Origin of the sequence: Streptococcus sp. HMSC072D07, assembly GCF_001814835.1 — a bacterium.
Classification (GTDB): Bacteria; Bacillota; Bacilli; order Lactobacillales; family Streptococcaceae; genus Streptococcus.
Genome location: NZ_KV818067.1, coordinates 52,131 through 68,694, shown reverse-complemented (window position 1 = coordinate 68,694; position 16,564 = coordinate 52,131). Strand labels below are relative to the sequence as shown.

The 16,564-nt window shown below is 41.8% G+C and carries 16 protein-coding genes and 1 tRNA gene; 2 read left to right on the top strand and 15 right to left on the bottom strand.

Annotated elements, in window-relative coordinates; genetic code table 11:
- Entirely contained in the window at positions 1 to 1,440 is a 1,440-nt protein-coding gene (locus tag HMPREF2991_RS06765; RefSeq protein ID WP_070567763.1) for a TrkH family potassium uptake protein, read from the top strand.
- A gap of 89 nt (positions 1,441 to 1,529) precedes the next feature.
- Here the strand turns inward: HMPREF2991_RS06765 and HMPREF2991_RS06760 are convergent, their stop codons facing one another.
- The 5 genes from HMPREF2991_RS06760 to HMPREF2991_RS06740 form a co-directional block, all read right to left on the bottom strand.
- The gene (locus HMPREF2991_RS06760; protein WP_001291308.1) at positions 1,530 to 2,459 is read right to left on the bottom strand and encodes an ATP-binding cassette domain-containing protein; all 930 of its coding nucleotides are present in this window, start codon (positions 2,457 to 2,459) and stop codon (positions 1,530 to 1,532) included.
- A 10-nt stretch (positions 2,460 to 2,469) separates the two neighbouring features.
- The gene (locus HMPREF2991_RS06755) at positions 2,470 to 3,537 is read right to left on the bottom strand and encodes an ABC transporter ATP-binding protein (RefSeq protein WP_070567761.1); all 1,068 of its coding nucleotides are present in this window, start codon (positions 3,535 to 3,537) and stop codon (positions 2,470 to 2,472) included.
- A gap of 8 nt (positions 3,538 to 3,545) precedes the next feature.
- Complete coding sequence (oppC, locus tag HMPREF2991_RS06750) at positions 3,546 to 4,472, bottom strand: oligopeptide ABC transporter permease OppC (protein ID WP_007522372.1); 927 nt, start codon at positions 4,470 to 4,472, stop codon at positions 3,546 to 3,548.
- Entirely contained in the window at positions 4,472 to 5,968 is a 1,497-nt protein-coding gene (locus tag HMPREF2991_RS06745; protein ID WP_049490242.1) for an ABC transporter permease, read from the bottom strand. The genes oppC and HMPREF2991_RS06745 overlap by 1 nt, the downstream gene beginning before the upstream one ends.
- 66 nt (positions 5,969 to 6,034) lie before the next feature.
- Positions 6,035 to 8,014: a peptide ABC transporter substrate-binding protein gene (locus tag HMPREF2991_RS06740; protein WP_049479469.1), complete on the bottom strand. Its 1,980-nt coding sequence runs from the start codon at positions 8,012 to 8,014 to the stop codon at positions 6,035 to 6,037.
- 298 nt (positions 8,015 to 8,312) lie between these two features.
- Here HMPREF2991_RS06740 and HMPREF2991_RS06735 point away from each other — a divergent pair.
- Positions 8,313 to 8,383, top strand: a tRNA-Cys gene (locus HMPREF2991_RS06735).
- A gap of 133 nt (positions 8,384 to 8,516) precedes the next feature.
- On the opposite strand, the gene HMPREF2991_RS06730 is transcribed toward HMPREF2991_RS06735, so the two are convergent.
- From HMPREF2991_RS06730 to HMPREF2991_RS06690, 10 genes are all read right to left on the bottom strand, one after another.
- The gene (locus HMPREF2991_RS06730) at positions 8,517 to 9,848 is read right to left on the bottom strand and encodes a hemolysin family protein (protein WP_049501594.1); all 1,332 of its coding nucleotides are present in this window, start codon (positions 9,846 to 9,848) and stop codon (positions 8,517 to 8,519) included.
- Between the two features lie 137 nt (positions 9,849 to 9,985).
- Positions 9,986 to 10,810 carry a DNA/RNA non-specific endonuclease gene (locus HMPREF2991_RS06725; protein ID WP_070683727.1) on the bottom strand — a complete coding sequence of 275 codons (825 nt, stop codon included), beginning with the start codon at positions 10,808 to 10,810 and terminating at the stop codon, positions 9,986 to 9,988.
- A 40-nt stretch (positions 10,811 to 10,850) separates the two neighbouring features.
- On the bottom strand, positions 10,851 to 11,045 hold the full coding sequence (locus tag HMPREF2991_RS06720) for a DNA-directed RNA polymerase subunit beta (RefSeq protein WP_000739701.1): 195 nt from the start codon (positions 11,043 to 11,045) through the stop codon (positions 10,851 to 10,853).
- Positions 11,032 to 12,315: a UDP-N-acetylglucosamine 1-carboxyvinyltransferase gene (gene murA, locus HMPREF2991_RS06715; RefSeq protein WP_070683725.1), complete on the bottom strand. Its 1,284-nt coding sequence runs from the start codon at positions 12,313 to 12,315 to the stop codon at positions 11,032 to 11,034. Before murA ends, HMPREF2991_RS06720 begins: the two co-directional genes overlap by 14 nt.
- Positions 12,316 to 12,338: 23 nt before the next feature.
- Positions 12,339 to 12,569: a DUF1146 family protein gene (locus tag HMPREF2991_RS10695; protein ID WP_083312772.1), complete on the bottom strand. Its 231-nt coding sequence runs from the start codon at positions 12,567 to 12,569 to the stop codon at positions 12,339 to 12,341.
- A 55-nt stretch (positions 12,570 to 12,624) separates the two neighbouring features.
- Positions 12,625 to 13,662, bottom strand: a complete 1,038-nt coding sequence (locus HMPREF2991_RS06710; protein WP_070683723.1) for a SepM family pheromone-processing serine protease — start codon at positions 13,660 to 13,662, stop codon at positions 12,625 to 12,627.
- A complete protein-coding gene (gene coaD, locus HMPREF2991_RS06705; RefSeq protein WP_070683721.1) occupies positions 13,646 to 14,134 on the bottom strand; it encodes a pantetheine-phosphate adenylyltransferase in 489 nt (162 codons plus the stop codon). Before coaD ends, HMPREF2991_RS06710 begins: the two co-directional genes overlap by 17 nt.
- Complete coding sequence (rsmD, locus tag HMPREF2991_RS06700; protein WP_000706946.1) at positions 14,124 to 14,663, bottom strand: 16S rRNA (guanine(966)-N(2))-methyltransferase RsmD; 540 nt, start codon at positions 14,661 to 14,663, stop codon at positions 14,124 to 14,126. Before rsmD ends, coaD begins: the two co-directional genes overlap by 11 nt.
- A 64-nt stretch (positions 14,664 to 14,727) precedes the next feature.
- A complete protein-coding gene (asnA, locus tag HMPREF2991_RS06695) occupies positions 14,728 to 15,720 on the bottom strand; it encodes an aspartate--ammonia ligase (RefSeq protein WP_000747998.1) in 993 nt (330 codons plus the stop codon).
- 109 nt (positions 15,721 to 15,829) lie between these two features.
- Positions 15,830 to 16,513, bottom strand: a complete 684-nt coding sequence (locus HMPREF2991_RS06690; RefSeq protein ID WP_001076864.1) for a Bax inhibitor-1/YccA family protein — start codon at positions 16,511 to 16,513, stop codon at positions 15,830 to 15,832.
- Between the last annotated feature and the right edge of the window lie 51 nt (positions 16,514 to 16,564).

The following is a 16,564-nucleotide window of genomic DNA, read 5'->3' as shown; positions in this document are numbered from 1 at the left end:
ATGAATAAAAGTATGATTCGTTACCTCCTCTCAAAACTTCTCTTGATTGAGGCTGTTCTCCTCCTAGTTCCTGTTAGTGTAGCGATCTATTACCAAGAATCCAGTCAAGTATTTATCGCTCTCTTTTCTACGATTGGAATTTTAGTCCTTCTTGGTGGTCTAGGTGTTTTACGGAAACCGAAAAATCAACGGATTTATGCCAAGGAAGGAGTCTTAATTGTTGCCCTCTGTTGGATTCTATGGTCTTTCTTTGGTGGCCTCCCCTTTGTCTTTTCAGGACAAATCCCCAGCATTATCGATGCCTTCTTTGAAATCAGTTCTGGATTTACAACTACAGGAGCAACTATTCTGAACGATGTTTCCGTTCTCACTCGTTCCCTCCTCTTCTGGCGAAGTTTCACCCACTTGATCGGAGGGATGGGGGTACTCGTCTTTGCACTTGCCATTATGGACAATGCTAAGAATAGCCACTTGGAGGTGATGAAGGCTGAGGTCCCTGGACCTGTCTTTGGCAAGGTCGTATCCAAGCTAAAAAACACTGCCCAAATTCTCTATCTGCTTTATCTGGCTCTCTTCTCCCTTTTTGTGGTTATCTACTACTTAGCAGGCATGCCCCTCTATGATAGTTTTGTCATCGCTATGGGAACAGCAGGAACTGGGGGCTTTACCGTCTATAACGACGGAATTGCCCACTACGGTAGCTCACTCATCACCTATCTAGTTAGTATCGGAGTGTTGGTTTTTGGGGTTAACTTCAATCTCTACTACTACCTCATGCTCCGTCGGGTTAAGGCTTTCTTTGGAGATGAAGAACTACGAGCATATATCATCATTGTCCTAGTTTCTACAGGCTTGATTACGCTTAATACACTCCACCTCTACCAAGGTGTCTCTAAAAGTGTTGAAATGGCCTTCTTCCAGGTTTCCAACATCATCACGACAACAGGTTTTGGTTACGGAGATATTACCAACTGGCCCCTCTTCTCCCAATTTATCCTCCTCTTCCTCATGGGAATCGGTGGATCAGCAGGCTCAACTGCAGGTGGTCTTAAGGTGATCAGAGGACTTATCCTCTCTAAAATCGCAAAAAATCAGATTTTGTCCACCTTATCTCCTCACCGTGTTTTGACTCTACACGTCAATAAAACTGTGATTGATAAGGATACCCAGCACAAGATTCTTAAATATTTTGCTATCTATATGATGATCATTCTCTCTCTCATCTTTATCGTCAGTCTTGATAGCAATGATTTTCTAGTCGTGACCAGTGCGGTCTTCAGCTGTTTTAACAATATCGGACCTATTCTAGGTACAACCTCGAGTTTTTCCATCTTTAGTCCCATCTCTAAAATCCTCCTCTCCTTTGCAATGATCGCAGGTCGCTTAGAGATTTACCCAATTTTGCTACTCTTTATGAGACGTACCTGGTCTAAACGCTAATGATAATACAATTCCCCTTTTACAAGCTAGTAGAAGGGGAAATTTTTCTATAAAAAATGAGAAGACCTTTCGGTCCTCTCCTAATTTGTTTATTCTTTAAGAGCTTTCTTGTAACGAGCAAGTTCTGCTTGATTGGCCCAAACATAGTGACCTGGACGAATTTCTACCATAGATGGCTTGTCTGTCTCATAGTCATGTTGGTCAGGATCGTAAACTTTCAAGACCTTCTTGCGTTCCAAGATTGGATCTGGAATCGGTACAGCAGATAGAAGTGCTTGAGTGTATGGGTGGACAGGATTGTTAAACAACTCCTCTGTCTCCGCCACTTCGACGATAACCCCCTTATAGATAACCGCGATACGATCTGAGATAAAGCGAACAACTGACAAGTCATGCGCGATAAAGAGATAGGTCAAGCCCAACTCTTTTTGGAACTTCTTGAGCAAGTTCAAGACCTGCGCACGCACTGATACATCCAAGGCTGAAATTGGCTCATCCGCAATAACGAAATCAGGTTCCATCACAAGGGCACGGGCAATCCCGATACGTTGACGTTGACCACCAGAAAACTCGTGTGGATAACGGGTCAAGTGTTCTTTCAAAAGCCCAACTTCATGAATCATCTTTTGAACTTTTTCTTTTCGATCTTCTTCATCTTTAAACAAGTGATAGTTGTAAAGACCTTCAGAGATGATATAGTCAACTGTCGCACGCTCATTCAAGCTAGCTGCAGGGTCCTGGAAAATCATCTGGATGCGACGGATCAAATCTGATGATTCTTTATGAGATTTTTTCCCATTAATTTTATGACCATCAAATATGATCTCACCTTTACTAGTATTATTTAAACCAATAATGGCACGACCAATCGTTGTTTTCCCACTACCAGACTCACCTACAAGAGAGAATGTTTCTCCCTTGTTGATAAAGAAGTTGGCGTTTTTAACCGCGACAAACTTCTTACTTCCTTCACCGAAGGAAATTTCTAAATCTTTAATTTCTACTAATTTTTCAGACATTTCCTTCCTCCTAGTCTTCTAGATGAGCAAAGCCCATTTTATCACGAATCTTGTCATGCAAATCTGCAATGACTCCAGGTTTTTCAACTTTAGGAGCATTCTCATGAAGCAACCAAGTCTTAGCCCAGTGGGTATCAGTGACTGAAAACTGAGGTGCTTTCTGTTCAAAGTCAATTTGCATCGCATAATCTGAACGAAGGGCAAAGGCATCACCTTTCAACTCAGTATAAAGAGACGGTGGTGTTCCAGGGATAGAGTACAATTCTCCTTTATCGTCAGCAAGCTGTGGCAAGCTAGACAAGAGACTCCAAGTATATGGATGACGAGGATCGTAGAAGACTTCCTCAACAGTACCGTATTCTACAATTTCACCAGCATACATAACCGCCACCTTATCGGCAATACTTGCTACCACACCAAGGTCATGGGTGATAAAGATAATGGTAAAGTGGTACTCATTTTGCAATGTTTTAAGCAAATCAATGATTTGCGCTTGAATGGTTACATCAAGAGCTGTTGTTGGCTCGTCACAGATCAAGATATCTGGACGACAGGCAAGGGCAATCGCGATAACGATACGTTGACGCATCCCTCCAGAATATTGGAAAGGATACTCATCAAAACGTTTTTCAGCATCTGGGATTCCGACCTTGTTCATATAGTCGATTGCCATCTCTTTGGCTTCCTTAGCTGTTTTCCCTTGGTGTTTAATGATCACTTCAGTGATTTGGCTACCGATTGTATTGATTGGATCCAAACTTGTCATAGGGTCTTGGAAGATGGTCGCAATTTTAGCACCACGAATCTTCTCCCATTCTTTGTTAGAAGTAAGAGCGGTCAAGTCTTGTCCACGATAGTCGATGCTTCCTTGGGCAATACGTCCATTGTCTTCTAACATCCCTGTAAAGGTTTTTGTTAAAACAGATTTACCAGAACCAGACTCACCTACCAAGGCAAGAACTTCTCCTTCAATCAGGTCCAGAGAAACCCCTCGGATAGCCGTCAGAACTTTGTCACGAACGTCAAATTCCACGACAATATCACGAGCAGTCAAAATTACATTTTTTCCTTTTATCATGTCTACTCCTATCTATGTGTACGTGGATCACTAGCATCCGCTAGGTTTTGACCAACAACGAAAAGAGATAGGGATACCAAGATCAAGGTTGTCAACGGAATCCAGAACAAGTAAGCGTTGGTCGTAACGTTTTGTGAGTAATCTGAGATCAAACGTCCCAAACTTGGCACTGTTACAGGCAATCCCAATCCAAAGAAGGAAAGGAAGGCTTCATAAGAGATGAAGCTTGGCAACATCAAGGTCATTGTAGAAACAATAACAGATACCAATTGCGGCATGATGTTTTTAACAATGATTTTAAAGGTTGGTGTTCCAAGTGTTTGAGAAGCAAGGTTGTATTCCAAGTCACGGTAACGCATGATTTGGATACGAATCATATAAGCAATCCCAATCCAAGTTGTCACACTCATGGCAAAAATCAAATTCCAGAAACCAGCACCAATTGAGTAAGTCAAGACAATGACAATCAAGAGAGATGGAATGTTTGAAATAATGTTATAAACTTCCATCATGACGCGATCAACGGATTTTGAAATTCCCCAGATTCCACCAACAATAACCCCAATTACAAGGTTGATAAAAGTTGCAATTACAGAGATGAGGATAGAGTTACGCGCACCAAACCAAACCCCATCAAACAAGGATTTACCATTACTATCTGTACCAAACCAATGTTCAGCATTGGGTTTGATAAAACGAGCAGAAAAGTCATTGACCTTACTTACATCGTTGAAGTCAAAATCTGAGAACATTGGGTAAATAAAGCTCATCAAGATAATGGCAACCAAAATCCCCAACATAATGACTGTTGATTTTTTCTTTAGAAATTGTCTAAATACAGAACCCCAGTATGAATAGGCAGGAGCATCAATTGTTTCAGAGGCAAAATCGTCACGTTTTACGAACTGAAATTTTTCTTTATCGATTGTTGACATTATTTGCCTCCTTTCTCTGTCAATTTAATACGTGGGTCAAGCATGGTCATCCAGATGTCTCCTACAAAGAGTGAGAAGATAGAAATACATGTGAAGATGAAGACAAGACCAACTACCATTGAGTTATTTGATGCCTTAACAGAGTCAATCAACATTTTACCCATACCTGGGAAAGCGAAGACTGTTTCTGTCAATGTTGCACCACCGATAACCCCGATTACGGCACCAGGAATACCTGAAACCAAAGGAACCATGGCATTTTTAAAGATGTGTTTATTTGAAATTTCTTTTTCAGACAAACCTTTTGCACGAGCAAAACGAACGAAGTCCTGAGATTGCAAGTCGATCATGTAACGACGAATCCAGATAGCTGTACTTGGCGCACCCAACAAACCTAGAATGACTGCTGGCAAGACATATGAACGCCAATCTCCAGCCCCCAAGATAGGGAATGAATCAGGCAGACCAATAGATGAGCCAATCAAACGCACGATATAAACCAAGGCAATCGTTGGAAGGGCAAGCAAGAAGGTAAGGGCACCTGTCGAGAAGCTATCAATCCAAGTATTCTTGTGGCGAGCCATGGCAGATCCAAGTGGAATCGCAATCGCATACGAAATAATCAAACCGATCAAACCAGCAACCGCTGAGCTTGCAATCATTGATGGGTATTGGTAATTGCTTTCTGTAGCTGTATATGGATCGTCTTTACCATAGTTGGCTACCTCACGCGCGTCTGCTTGACTTGGAGATTTGTAGGTACGAGAGTAAATATCTACAGATGAAGTCTTTTTACCCATAGGGAATTGAACTTCTGATGTCTTAGTTTGTCCCTGACCTTGTGTGATAACTTGAAGCACTGGCGTGTTTGCATAAGTTGGGTAAGAATCTCCCAAGTTAATGTTCACAAAGTTTTGGTGTACAAATGGGAATTGATTGTTGAAATACAAAAGGTATTTGTGTTTTGTACCTGAACCAACCAATGACCAACCGATAGCAGGGTCATTTTCAAAACGAAGATAACGTTGCAAGTTTGGATTTTCAGGGTCTTGAATCTTGTTTGGATGATCAATGTCAATCAAGTTCGAATAAAATTTGAAAACACGTTCGAAAATCGGAATTTCACGCGTAGCATAGAATTGACCACTTTCTGAGAACACACCGAGTGTCCAACCATTTCCTAGTTGGTTGATGTATTTTTCGTAGATTGCCTTATTGGTATCATTGGCATCCACTGTTACAGATGAGTCCATCGTGCTAGCTCTTTCTTGCAACTCTTTGGTATCGTAGTACTCGATATAGCCCATCCGTTCATAAACGGTATTTTCATAATTATCCCGCTTATCCGGTGTCGTTGCAATCTTGTTATAGTTGGTATCCTGCTTGAAAATCAGTTTTCGAGGAACCATCGTATAGATAATTGTGTAGGTCAAAGTTGTCACCAAGAAAATAGACAACAATGAACGCAATACACGCATAAAAATATATTTCTTCATATCGTTTCCTTTTAAAATCCCAAAAGAACCTTCTCCTCATGGAGAGAAAGTTCTCTTGAGAGTTATTTATTTAACGTGATTAGCCAATTCTTTTTGAACTTTTTCGTTTGATTCTTTTTTCTCTTTGAGCCATTTTTCACGAGCCTGTTCATAATCAGCTTTTGTTACAACCTTATCTTGTAACTGAATATACTTGAAGTATACGTCTGAGCCCTTATCTCCAGATTGACTGTATGATGCAGAGAAAGGCACAACACGAGAAATGATTGGTGCAGCACCACTTGATGACATAGCTGGCAAGAAGAGTGAGCTATCTGTCAACCAAGCTTGGGCAGCCGCATATTTTTCATAACGAACATTCAAGTCACTTGTTTCTTTTCCTGCTTCATCAACTAACTTATCGTATTCTTTCAAACCAACTTGAGCCGCTGCAGCATTATCTGCACCTTCGTAACCCATATAGGTTTTTGTTTGTTCAGCATTCGTTGTTTTCAAGATATCAAGGTAAGTTGATGGATCTTCATAGTCAGGGTTCCATCCAACAGCACCTGAGAGATCCCAATCTTCTGCCGCAGCGCTTGCTGCATAGTATGTAATATTCTGTAGTTCATCTGTAGTGATTTGTTGGATATCGATGACTACGTTTTCTTCTCCAAGTACTGTCTCAACGGATTGTTTGAAGGATTGAATACGTGCGATATAGTTTTTAGATGTTTGGTCTACTGGGATATCCAAGTGGATAGGGAATTTCACACCTTCTGCTTCCAATGCTGTTTTAGCTTTGGCAAATTCAGCTTTGGCTTTATCGGCGTTGAAAAGTCCATCTTGACCATCCGCAAAGTTTACATTCTTCCATTCATCACCGTAAGCAGCCATCTTTTCAGTTACCAAGTCACCGAAAGTTTTTTCGCCTGCAGAGACAAAGTCTGGTTTCACAAAGAGGTTACGAACTGCAAGAGGAGCACCTTCCTTACCGTTAATTTGTGCTGAGTAAGAAGTACGGTCAAAGGCAAAGTTCAAAGCCTGACGGAAGTCCTTGTTAAGAAGGGCTTTCTTAGTAGAAATCTTCTCTTCATCAGTTGTCTTAGAAGTGTATTTGTAACCTTGACGGTCAATATTTACACCCAAACCACCAATACCTGGACCTGATGGAGTGTAGTAGATATTGTCTTTGTATGTTTCTTCTACCTTAGAGTAGTTTGAACTTGTTGGGAAGAGACGGGCATAGCTATAAGCCCCACTTGTAAAGTTACGTTCAATTGATTCTTGATCTGAACCATCATAGTAAGCAAGTGTTACTTTATCAAGATGAACATTGTCTTTGTCCCAATAGTTTTCATTCTTCACAAATTCGATAGATGACTTAGCAGTCAAACCTCTCAGCAAGAATGGTCCATTGTAAAGCAAGGATGTAGGGTCAGTCGCTTTACCAAAATCAGATCCTTTTGATTTTTCAAATTCTTCGTTCAATGGCCAGAAGATTGAGTAGGCCAGCTTAGAGTTCCAGTATGGTTCTGGTTTGTTCAAAGTGTATTCAAGGGTGTAATCATCAACTGCTTTTACACCGACTGAAGCAAAATCTTTATTGTTTCCAGCTATATAGTCAGCTAGACCTTTAACTGAATCTTCTGCTAGATACTTAGCTGCTGATTTATTGTCAGCTGCGTGTTTCAAACCATTTACAAAGTCTTTGGCTGTTACTTCAGCATACTCTTCGCCATCAGATGTCATCCATTTGACACCTTTACGAATCTTGTAGGTATAAGTCAAACCATCTTTTGAAACTGACCAGTCTTCTGCAACTGCAGGAACTAAATTCCCATACTTGTCGTTTGTGAAAAGACCATCGATACCATTTGAAGTGGCGACCTTAGTACTTTGTTTCCCTGAAATGAGGTAATCCAACGTTTCTGGGTCAGCTGTATAAACATAGCCATAATTTTTTGGCGCTGTTGAATCAGATGATTTTGAAGAACCGCAAGCAGCTAGTACTCCTGCTGCTAATAAAGCAACACCTGCTGCAACAAATACTCTACTTTTTTTCATGTTTTTAACTCCTCTTGAAAAATTTAGGCTTATTGGAAATTATAACATATATTTTTTAAAAAGTAAACGAATTTTCAGAATATTTAGGCGCATTTCCTCAAAAAACTTCTATTTGTCAAAATTTCTGCATTCTTTGTTTGTTTCTTCAAGAAATACTTTCTAGTCTGATCTTCTTTAGAAAGGGATTTTTACAAGCTTTTTCTCACTTCTTCGATCATCATCTGTTTTCCTAAATTGGATTTTAGAATAAGAAACTATTGACGGGAAATGATTTTCAAGGTATAATAATAAACGTTGAGGCGGTATAGCCAAGTGGTAAGGCACGGCTCTGCAAAAGCTTGATCGTCGGTTCAAATCCGTCTACCGCCTTTCAGTTCCTGAATTAACAGGAATTAACCAAATGAAAAGCTCGTAAAACCGGGCTTTTTTATTATTCCTAATAAGTGGGGACAACTGAACCTACCATCTAGATTTACAAAAAGCAGTGACTCAAGTCACTGCTTTATTCTGTTTCTTCTTCAGGTTCTAGTTCTGTGATTTGAACTTTTACCTTGGTAACACGTCCATTTTTCACTTTATCGTTGGTCAGGACGATTTGTTTGTTTTGACTGACCAGTTGGTAACTGATTTTCTCAGTGGTTGGAATGGTTCCTACTCCAGTTAGATAGTAGCCTGCGATGGTATCCACATCATCGCTTTCTAGTTCGACACCAAAGTAATTATTGAAGTCGTTAAGATTCATGGTTCCCTGTGCAATATAGGTGTCCTCACCGATTTGATGGACTTCGATTTCTGCTCGGTCTGTCTCGTCATCAATCTCACCGACAATCTCCTCCAGCAGGTCTTCCAGTGTGACCAGTCCAGCCATACCACCATATTCATCGAGCAAAATGGCCATTTGTCTTTGGGTATTTCGCAATTCTTTTAGCAAGTCATCCACAAAAATAGTTTCAGGAACAAAGAGTGGATCTTGTAAGATCTTCTTCCAGACAATATTTTCAAAGCCATCTGCATAGGCAGCGTTTAGTAAACGCTTGGTATGAATCAAACCAATCACATTGTCCTTATCCCCATCGTAAACAGGGATACGTGAGAAATTTTGCTTTAGAATACTTTGAATAATCGTTTGACTGTCATCCTGAATATCCACCATAAAGGCATCTGTACGAGGCACCATTAGCTCACGAGCCATTAGTTCATCTAGAGAAAAGATTCCCTGTAGCATTTCAATCTCATCTGCATCCAGTGTTTCTTCACTATTGGTGAGCATGTACTCTATTTCATCACGTGTCATCTTTTCATCAGCATCATCAAAGGTCATTGGCGTCACACGGCTCAATAGATTAGTTGAAGCCGACAGAAGCCAAACAAAGGGGCTGACAATTTTCCCCAAGCCAATAATGACTGGTGCGGTTCGGATGGCCAAGGTATCTTTCAGATTTAGAGCGATTCTCTTGGGATAGAGTTCCCCAAAAACAATAGAAATATAGGTCAAAAACGCTAAAGATAGAAAACTTGCAATAGCGTAAGCTGTTTCACTATTTCCCATCCAAGATGCGATTTCGCGTCCTAGAGTTTCTGCTAAACTGGCCCCTGACAAGATGGTAATTAACGTGATACCAACTTGAATTGTTGATAAAAAGTGGTTAGGATTTTCAAGTACCTTTAACAAACGAATGTAACGTTTGTCTCCCTCTTCTGCCTTTTGCTCCACTCGGGAACGGTTTAGTGACACCATCGCCATTTCAGTGGCTGAGAAAAAAGCATTTAACAAGGTCAAGATAAATAACAATACAAACTGTAGCAACAAATTCTGACTGCTCGGGTCTTCCATAGTCCTTCTCCTAAAATAGTATCTTGTGTTCCATTATATCATAAAATCCCTCAGGATTCACATTATTTTTCATTTAAAGAACAACTCCCCTGCCTCTAGAAGACAAAGGAGCTGTTTTTTTATTGTATCTATTGTTTCTAATCCGTCACTGTTACTTGCCCTGTTCGGTAATCAAGCTGGATTCCCTTTTGAACATTGGGGATTAGGACATTGAATTCCAATTCGCCATCTGAAGACTTGGCTTCGATTTGTGAAGCGGATGGAACTAAGTCCTCATTTGTCGCATAGTGGAGCGTCACCCGATAACGGACTCTCTTATTTTGGTCCAAGGCTTTTCTGACCAAACTCTCATAGTAGTTCTGACCTGTCGAATCTTCAGCCTGTGCTTGGTTTGCCCAAGCTGTCTGGACTGCAATGTTCTTGGGATTGCTAGTAGAGGCATCAAAACCATCCAATCCACCTATCAAGGCATAGCCCAGCAGGTGTCCTCTATCAACTGCATGTGTATAGGCTCCCTTTAGATTCTTGACCTGATGCCATCCTGGTGGCGTCCAGGAGGTTGAGCCGTTGCCTGTTTCTTCACGGTTCTTATACTGCCGAGTCGCTTTGGATAAGATGGCATTTGCAACAGTTGGAACTGTTTCTTTTCCCACTGTCTTTGTTTTATTATCCGCATAGGGTTTGCTTGAAACCTTGGCATCTAGATTGGTTTTATTGCCATTGACAATGAAGGCCCCTGCTCCATTCCACTCGAGATTACCCTTGATTTGGTTTTTGATTGACTCAGTTAAGACACTTTCAGCTAGCTCCTGACTGGGAGCTTCTGAAGCTTGTTTTTTCTGACTAACCTTGGTTCTAGGGGTGTTTGGCGCTGTCTGCATCTGCTTGATGTAGTAGCTTCCAGCAGCCAATAGTAAGAATAGAAGTAACCCTATCAGAGCTTGTCTTGTTTTTTTGTCCATTTTTCTCCTTATTTCTTTAGAAAAAGACTGGTCTCCCAGTCTAATTTCCTGTAAATTTGCTAATCAATTCCTGCCACTTTGCTGGAGACAAGATAGCCCATGGATCCTGTCCCTTTCCTAGGATACCATAGCCAACCATCAAGCCGATTCCTAAAGCCAGAAAGCCTAGCAATAGTACGATAAAAATCAACAGTAAACGACGGAGTACATAGCGTAAGTTTTTATTCTTCTTCATCATTTGCCTCGATTCGCTGAATCTTCGCTCCTAACTGAGCCAATTTCTCATGGAAACGGTAGTAACCCCTATCAAGGTGGACTAATTTACCAACAACTGTTTCTCCCTGCGCCACCAGACCTGTCAAAATCAAGGCAGCACTGGCACGAAGGTCCGTTGATAGAACTTCTGCACCCTGTAAAGCCTGTCCCCCAACAATACGAGCTGTGTCACGGATAATCTCTGAGTGCAAGCCCATACGGCGCATTTCCTCCAAGTGTTGGAAGCGATTCTCAAACACTGTTTCCACCATGGTGGATTCCCCTTTTGCGACTGTCATCAGAGCTGTAAATTGCGCCTGCATATCTGTTGGGAATCCTGGATGTGGTAAAGTTTTTACATGAACAGCCTTGAGATTTTCAAGTTGAGAACGAACACGGATGCCTTCTGATTCCTCTGTCACTTCAACGCCCATTTCAAGTAGTTTTGAAATCAAGGGGCGATTGTGTTCCCATACTGCATCGCGAACGAGGACATCTCCGCCAGTCATGGCTGCAGCCACCATAAAGGTTCCGGCTTCGATACGGTCCTGTACCACATTGTGGGTCGTACCATGGAGTTCCTCAACACCAGTCACTGTGATGGTTTCGGTACCAGCTCCCTTGACCTTGGCTCCCATTTCATTAAGGAGAATAGCAAGGTCAACAATTTCCGGCTCACGCGCAGCATTTTCAATGACCGTCACACCATCAGCTAGAGTCGCTGCCATCATCAGGTTTTGTGTTGCACCGACACTAGGAAAGTCCATGTAGATATGAGCGCCATGCAGGCATTCTGCCTTAGCTTCGATGTAACCAGCTGTCTGGGTGATCTTTGCCCCCATAGCTTCCAAACCTTTGAGGTGGAGGTCGATTGGACGACTTCCGATGGTACATCCCCCTGGCATAGAAACTTTGGCATGTCCTACACGAGCAAGGATTGGCCCCAAGACAACGATGGATGCACGCATCTTGCTGACATACTTGTAAGGAGCCTCCTCTGTAATGTCACCAGTCGCATCAACCTCGACAACATGTGCTTCCTCATCAAAGTCCACCTTGGCATTCAGACCACGAACTACTTGATTCATGGTGAAAACATCTGACAAGATTGGGACGTTCTGCAAGACTGTCTTACCCTTGCTTGCTAGAATAGTCGCTGCCAACAAGGGCAAGACTGCATTCTTTGCTCCCTCGATCGTCACACTCCCGATCAGACGATTATCTCCGCCTTGAACCACAATTTTTTCCATAGTTGTTTCCTTTACTTTTGATTTTATAATAGTCCTCTAAGTGCTTCTTGCCACAGTTGGTACAAACTGATAAAGAATGAACTCAAGATGTAGCCCATTACAATACTACAGAAGCCGACCAACAGACGAACTTTTTTTGTGTTAGTAGCAGTTACTTTTAAAACCTTTTCCCATCTTACAAGATCTTTTAAAAGGTAAAAACTCAAATAAATAAAGAGTATATGACTACTTAGAGTGAATAATAATTGAACCATTTGACTATTATACCATCTTATCCGCTTGCGCGCTAGTTTTCAATTTTTCTACGAATTAGGGATTGTTTTTAAGGTAATCAATTGCATCCTGCAAAGTCTTAACGGGAACGATTTTCATCTCTGTTTTGATCGTTTTAGCAGCTTCTAGGGCTGTTTCATAGTTGCTTTTCGCATTTGGATCTGCTTTTTTTGCTTCCTCAGTGACTGGATTGTCAGGAGCAAAAAAGATGTTGGCTCCCTGACGAGAGGCTGCAACTACTTTTTTGTCAATTCCACCGATGTCGCCAACATTTCCATCGCGATCAATGGTTCCCGTTCCCGCAACGACGCGGCCATTACGAAGTCCTGGATCTGCTATCTGGGTGTAAATAGCGAGACTAAACATGAGACCGGCACTTGGCCCGCCGATACCAGCTGTTGAAAAGCGAATTGGAACGTCACTGGTCACTTCCGTACGGTCAATCAAACCAATCCCAATCCCATTTTTTCCGTTTTCGAGAGTGATAATTTTACCTTCAGCAGACTTGACTTTTCCGTCTTCTTCATAGGTTACCTTGACCGTGTCTCCTAATTGTTGAGAATTGACATAGTCGACCAAGTCTTTTGAACTGTCAAATGTTTTGTCATTAACAGCCGTCACGGTGTCTGCTATGTTCAGAATGCCCTTAAAAGTTGAATTGTCCGTCACGGTCAAGACATAAACTCCCAGATACTTGAGTTCGATATCCTTACCAGCCGTCTTCAATCCTTGATACTTGGCCATGTTTTGAGAAGTTTGCATGTAGAACTGATTGATCCGCATAAACTCTGCATCAGTAGAGCCACCCGTAGTCTCCTTGGCACTTCTAATATCCGTGAAAGGTGTTAACCAAGCATAGACAAGATGCGATAGGGTTGCGTGTCGAATACCGACTGTCACAAACTGGTAAGCTCCTGCTTCTGTGTCTTCTGTTTCATTGACTTTCAAAACGCGACGAATATCTTCCGCTCCACCTGGAACTTCTACGTAGTATGGTAAAGGTACTACAAAGGCTAAAAAAGTCAATACTAGTGCTAGGATGACATATAAGGGCCATCTAGTTTTTTTCTTCATGTTCTAATTCCTCCACAACACTGTTTGGGACATATTGCTGAATCTCCTGACCAAACTTCAGAAGTTCTCTCATGGCTGAAGAGCTAATATAAATATGCTCTGGGCGACTATATAGGTAAATGGTTTCGATTTCTGGAGCCAGTTGATGATTGTAGTAATCAAAACTAGACTCGTATTGCAAATCGGTGGTATTTCGCAAGCCACGGACAAGGGTCTTAGCACCCAGTCTTCTTGCAACATCTACGACTAGTTGGTCATGAGAAGCCAGCACCTCTACATTATCTAAATGCGCCACCGCTTTTTCGACTGCTCGTTTGCGGTTTTCAACGGGGAGAAAGCCTTGTTTGTGGGGATTGTAGAACACCCCGACATAGAGCTTATCAAAGAGTTTGCTGGCACGTTCAATGATATCCAGATGTCCATTTGTCATCGGATCAAATGAACCTGTAAATAATCCAATTTTATCTGACATAGACTGTCACCTTACTAATCCCATATATTTTTTCCTTCCAGATGCCTAAGCAGGCGATTTCTTCTGGAAGTTCTACAGACTTATCGGTTTCACAGACAACCATGACCTCTTCGGAGAAAAGGTTTCTTTCTGCCATTTTTTCGATATCTGCAACGATTTGTTCCTTGGCATAGGGAGGGTCTAAAAAAACCAGGTCAAAGGGACCATTCACTTGCTCCAAGGCCCGTTCAGCCTCCATCTTTAAGAGCTGAAATTTGGAAACTTCCTTGGTCATTTGGATGTTTTCAGCGATGATAGCTTGCGCCTTTCGATCCCGTTCCACTAAGACAGCATGGGACATCCCACGCGAGACTGCCTCAATGGATAAACCACCACTGCCAGCATAGAGATCCAAGACACGACCGCCCTCAAAATAGGGACCTATCATGTTAAAGATAGCTCCACGCACCTTATCTGATGTCGGCCTCGTCGTCTTGCCTTCTAGCGTCTTGAGGGGACGCCCTCCGTAGATTCCTGATACAATTTTCATACCGTTTATTATACCAAATTATAGGCAAAAAGAGAAAGAAAACCGAACCTTGCGGTTCGATTCTCTACAAAATATTTTCGTACGTATCGCGAACTTCTTGAGGCCAAACACTGGTCTGAACCTCTCCGATGTGTTTCTTACGAAGAAGGAACATGGCCATACGAGACTGTCCGATACCTCCACCAATTGTCAGTGGGAAAAGGCCGTTAAGCAGGGCTTTATGCCATTCCAACTCCAGACGATCTTCGTCTCCTGTAAGAGCCACTTGGCGGCGAAGGGTGTCCTCATCTACCCGAATCCCCATTGAGGAAAGTTCAAAGGCACAACCAAGAGATTCGTTCCAAACTAGAATATCCCCATTTAACCCTTTGTAGCCATTTTCAGACTCTGTTGTCCAGTCATCATAGTCAGGTGCGCGGCCGTCATGAGGTTTTCCATCAGGCAACTCGCCACCGATACCAATCAAGAAAACTGCACCAAACTCTTTACAGATCGCATTTTCACGCTCTTTTGGTGTTAGATCTGGATAGCGTTCCACCAACTCTTCTGTATGGATAAAGGTGATTTGTTTTGGCAAGATGGATTCGATATCGTAGCGTGCTTCTACGGCCAGCTCTGTCAGACGAATAGCCTTGTAAATCTTCTCAACAGTTTCCTTGAGATAGGCGATATTGCGTTGACCATTTGGGATAACCTTCTCCCAATCCCACTGGTCCACATAAACTGAGTGGGTCGCGTCGAGCGAATCTTCGTCTGGACGAAGGGCCTTCATATGAACAAACAGACCTTCACCTTCACCAAAACCAAAGCGAGCCAAGGTGTGGCGTTTCCATTTGGCAAGTGAGTGAACGACTTCATAGGTTTCATCTGGAATCTGCAAAACCTTGACGGATACTGGATTTTCGACACCTGATAGGTTGTCCTGCATCCCATCTCCGACCTTGCTCAAGATAGGACCTTGAACTTCAACAACTTCTAACTTATCTTTCAAATACTGGGTAAAAGTGTTTTTGACAAAGGAAATTTCTTCTTGTTGATGAATAAAACTTTTCTTCATAAACAGCTCCTCAAAAATTAGTTAAAAGCATTATACACCTATTTCCAAGAAAAGAAAAGAGTAAATAAGAAAAAGTCAGTGCTCTTTTGAACACTGACTCTGTCATTCATTAATCGTTTCGACCAAAGATACGTAAGATGCTAAGGAAGAGGTTGATAAAGTCTAGGTAGATGCTGAGAGCCATTGAAATGACCCATCCTGTCGCTACTTGTCCTCGTGACTGCTCATAAACATAGCGAATCTTTTGGTTGTCCCAAGCAATCAAACCTGAGAAGACCAAGACCATGGCAATACTAATCATGTAGTCAAAGAAGCTATTGGCTAAAAATAGATTTACAACCATGGCAATGATGAGACCAACAAGCACCGCCATCAAAGCTCGGCCCATTCCACTCAAATCTTTCTTAGTGAAAATTCCGATTGCCGCCATGACAAAGAAGAGTAGGGCACTGGATACAAAGGCTGACAAAACTGTTCCCGGCGTATAGAAAGCTACGACAAAGCTAAGGGTAAAACCATTTAAAACAGAATAAACTAAAAATACTGGGAGAGCTGCTGGGCTATTTTTGGCAGCCATGCTACTTGCAACAAAGACTAGAGCAAGTTCTGCAAAAGTTGCAATCATCAACCAGAGACGGCCATGCATTAAAAAGTAGACCAATTGAGCCTGAAAGACTGTCAACATCAAAGCTGACACGAGAGCCGATAGACCAATCCCAAGTCCCACAAAGGCATAAACCTTAGCGTAAAATTGATTGAGACCTGAACGTTCTTGAATAATCGTTTGATTCATTCTGATTCTCCTTTTTCTATAAATATGTCTTGATTATAACAAAGATTTTAT

Coding starts and splice junctions, on each gene's coding strand:
- HMPREF2991_RS06765 (WP_070567763.1), top strand. CDS start 1: ATGAATAAAAGTATGATTCGTTACCTCCTCTCAAAACTTCTCTTGATT.
- HMPREF2991_RS06760 (WP_001291308.1), bottom strand. CDS start 2,459: ATGTCTGAAAAATTAGTAGAAATTAAAGATTTAGAAATTTCCTTCGGT.
- HMPREF2991_RS06755 (WP_070567761.1), bottom strand. CDS start 3,537: ATGATAAAAGGAAAAAATGTAATTTTGACTGCTCGTGATATTGTCGTG.
- oppC (WP_007522372.1), bottom strand. CDS start 4,472: ATGTCAACAATCGATAAAGAAAAATTTCAGTTCGTAAAACGTGACGAT.
- HMPREF2991_RS06745 (WP_049490242.1), bottom strand. CDS start 5,968: ATGAAGAAATATATTTTTATGCGTGTATTGCGTTCATTGTTGTCTATT.
- HMPREF2991_RS06740 (WP_049479469.1), bottom strand. CDS start 8,014: ATGAAAAAAAGTAGAGTATTTGTTGCAGCAGGTGTTGCTTTATTAGCA.
- HMPREF2991_RS06730 (WP_049501594.1), bottom strand. CDS start 9,848: ATGGAAGACCCGAGCAGTCAGAATTTGTTGCTACAGTTTGTATTGTTA.
- HMPREF2991_RS06725 (WP_070683727.1), bottom strand. CDS start 10,810: ATGGACAAAAAAACAAGACAAGCTCTGATAGGGTTACTTCTATTCTTA.
- HMPREF2991_RS06720 (WP_000739701.1), bottom strand. CDS start 11,045: ATGAAGAAGAATAAAAACTTACGCTATGTACTCCGTCGTTTACTGTTG.
- murA (WP_070683725.1), bottom strand. CDS start 12,315: ATGGAAAAAATTGTGGTTCAAGGCGGAGATAATCGTCTGATCGGGAGT.
- HMPREF2991_RS10695 (WP_083312772.1), bottom strand. CDS start 12,569: ATGGTTCAATTATTATTCACTCTAAGTAGTCATATACTCTTTATTTAT.
- HMPREF2991_RS06710 (WP_070683723.1), bottom strand. CDS start 13,662: ATGAAGAAAAAAACTAGATGGCCCTTATATGTCATCCTAGCACTAGTA.
- coaD (WP_070683721.1), bottom strand. CDS start 14,134: ATGTCAGATAAAATTGGATTATTTACAGGTTCATTTGATCCGATGACA.
- rsmD (WP_000706946.1), bottom strand. CDS start 14,663: ATGAAAATTGTATCAGGAATCTACGGAGGGCGTCCCCTCAAGACGCTA.
- asnA (WP_000747998.1), bottom strand. CDS start 15,720: ATGAAGAAAAGTTTTATTCATCAACAAGAAGAAATTTCCTTTGTCAAA.
- HMPREF2991_RS06690 (WP_001076864.1), bottom strand. CDS start 16,513: ATGAATCAAACGATTATTCAAGAACGTTCAGGTCTCAATCAATTTTAC.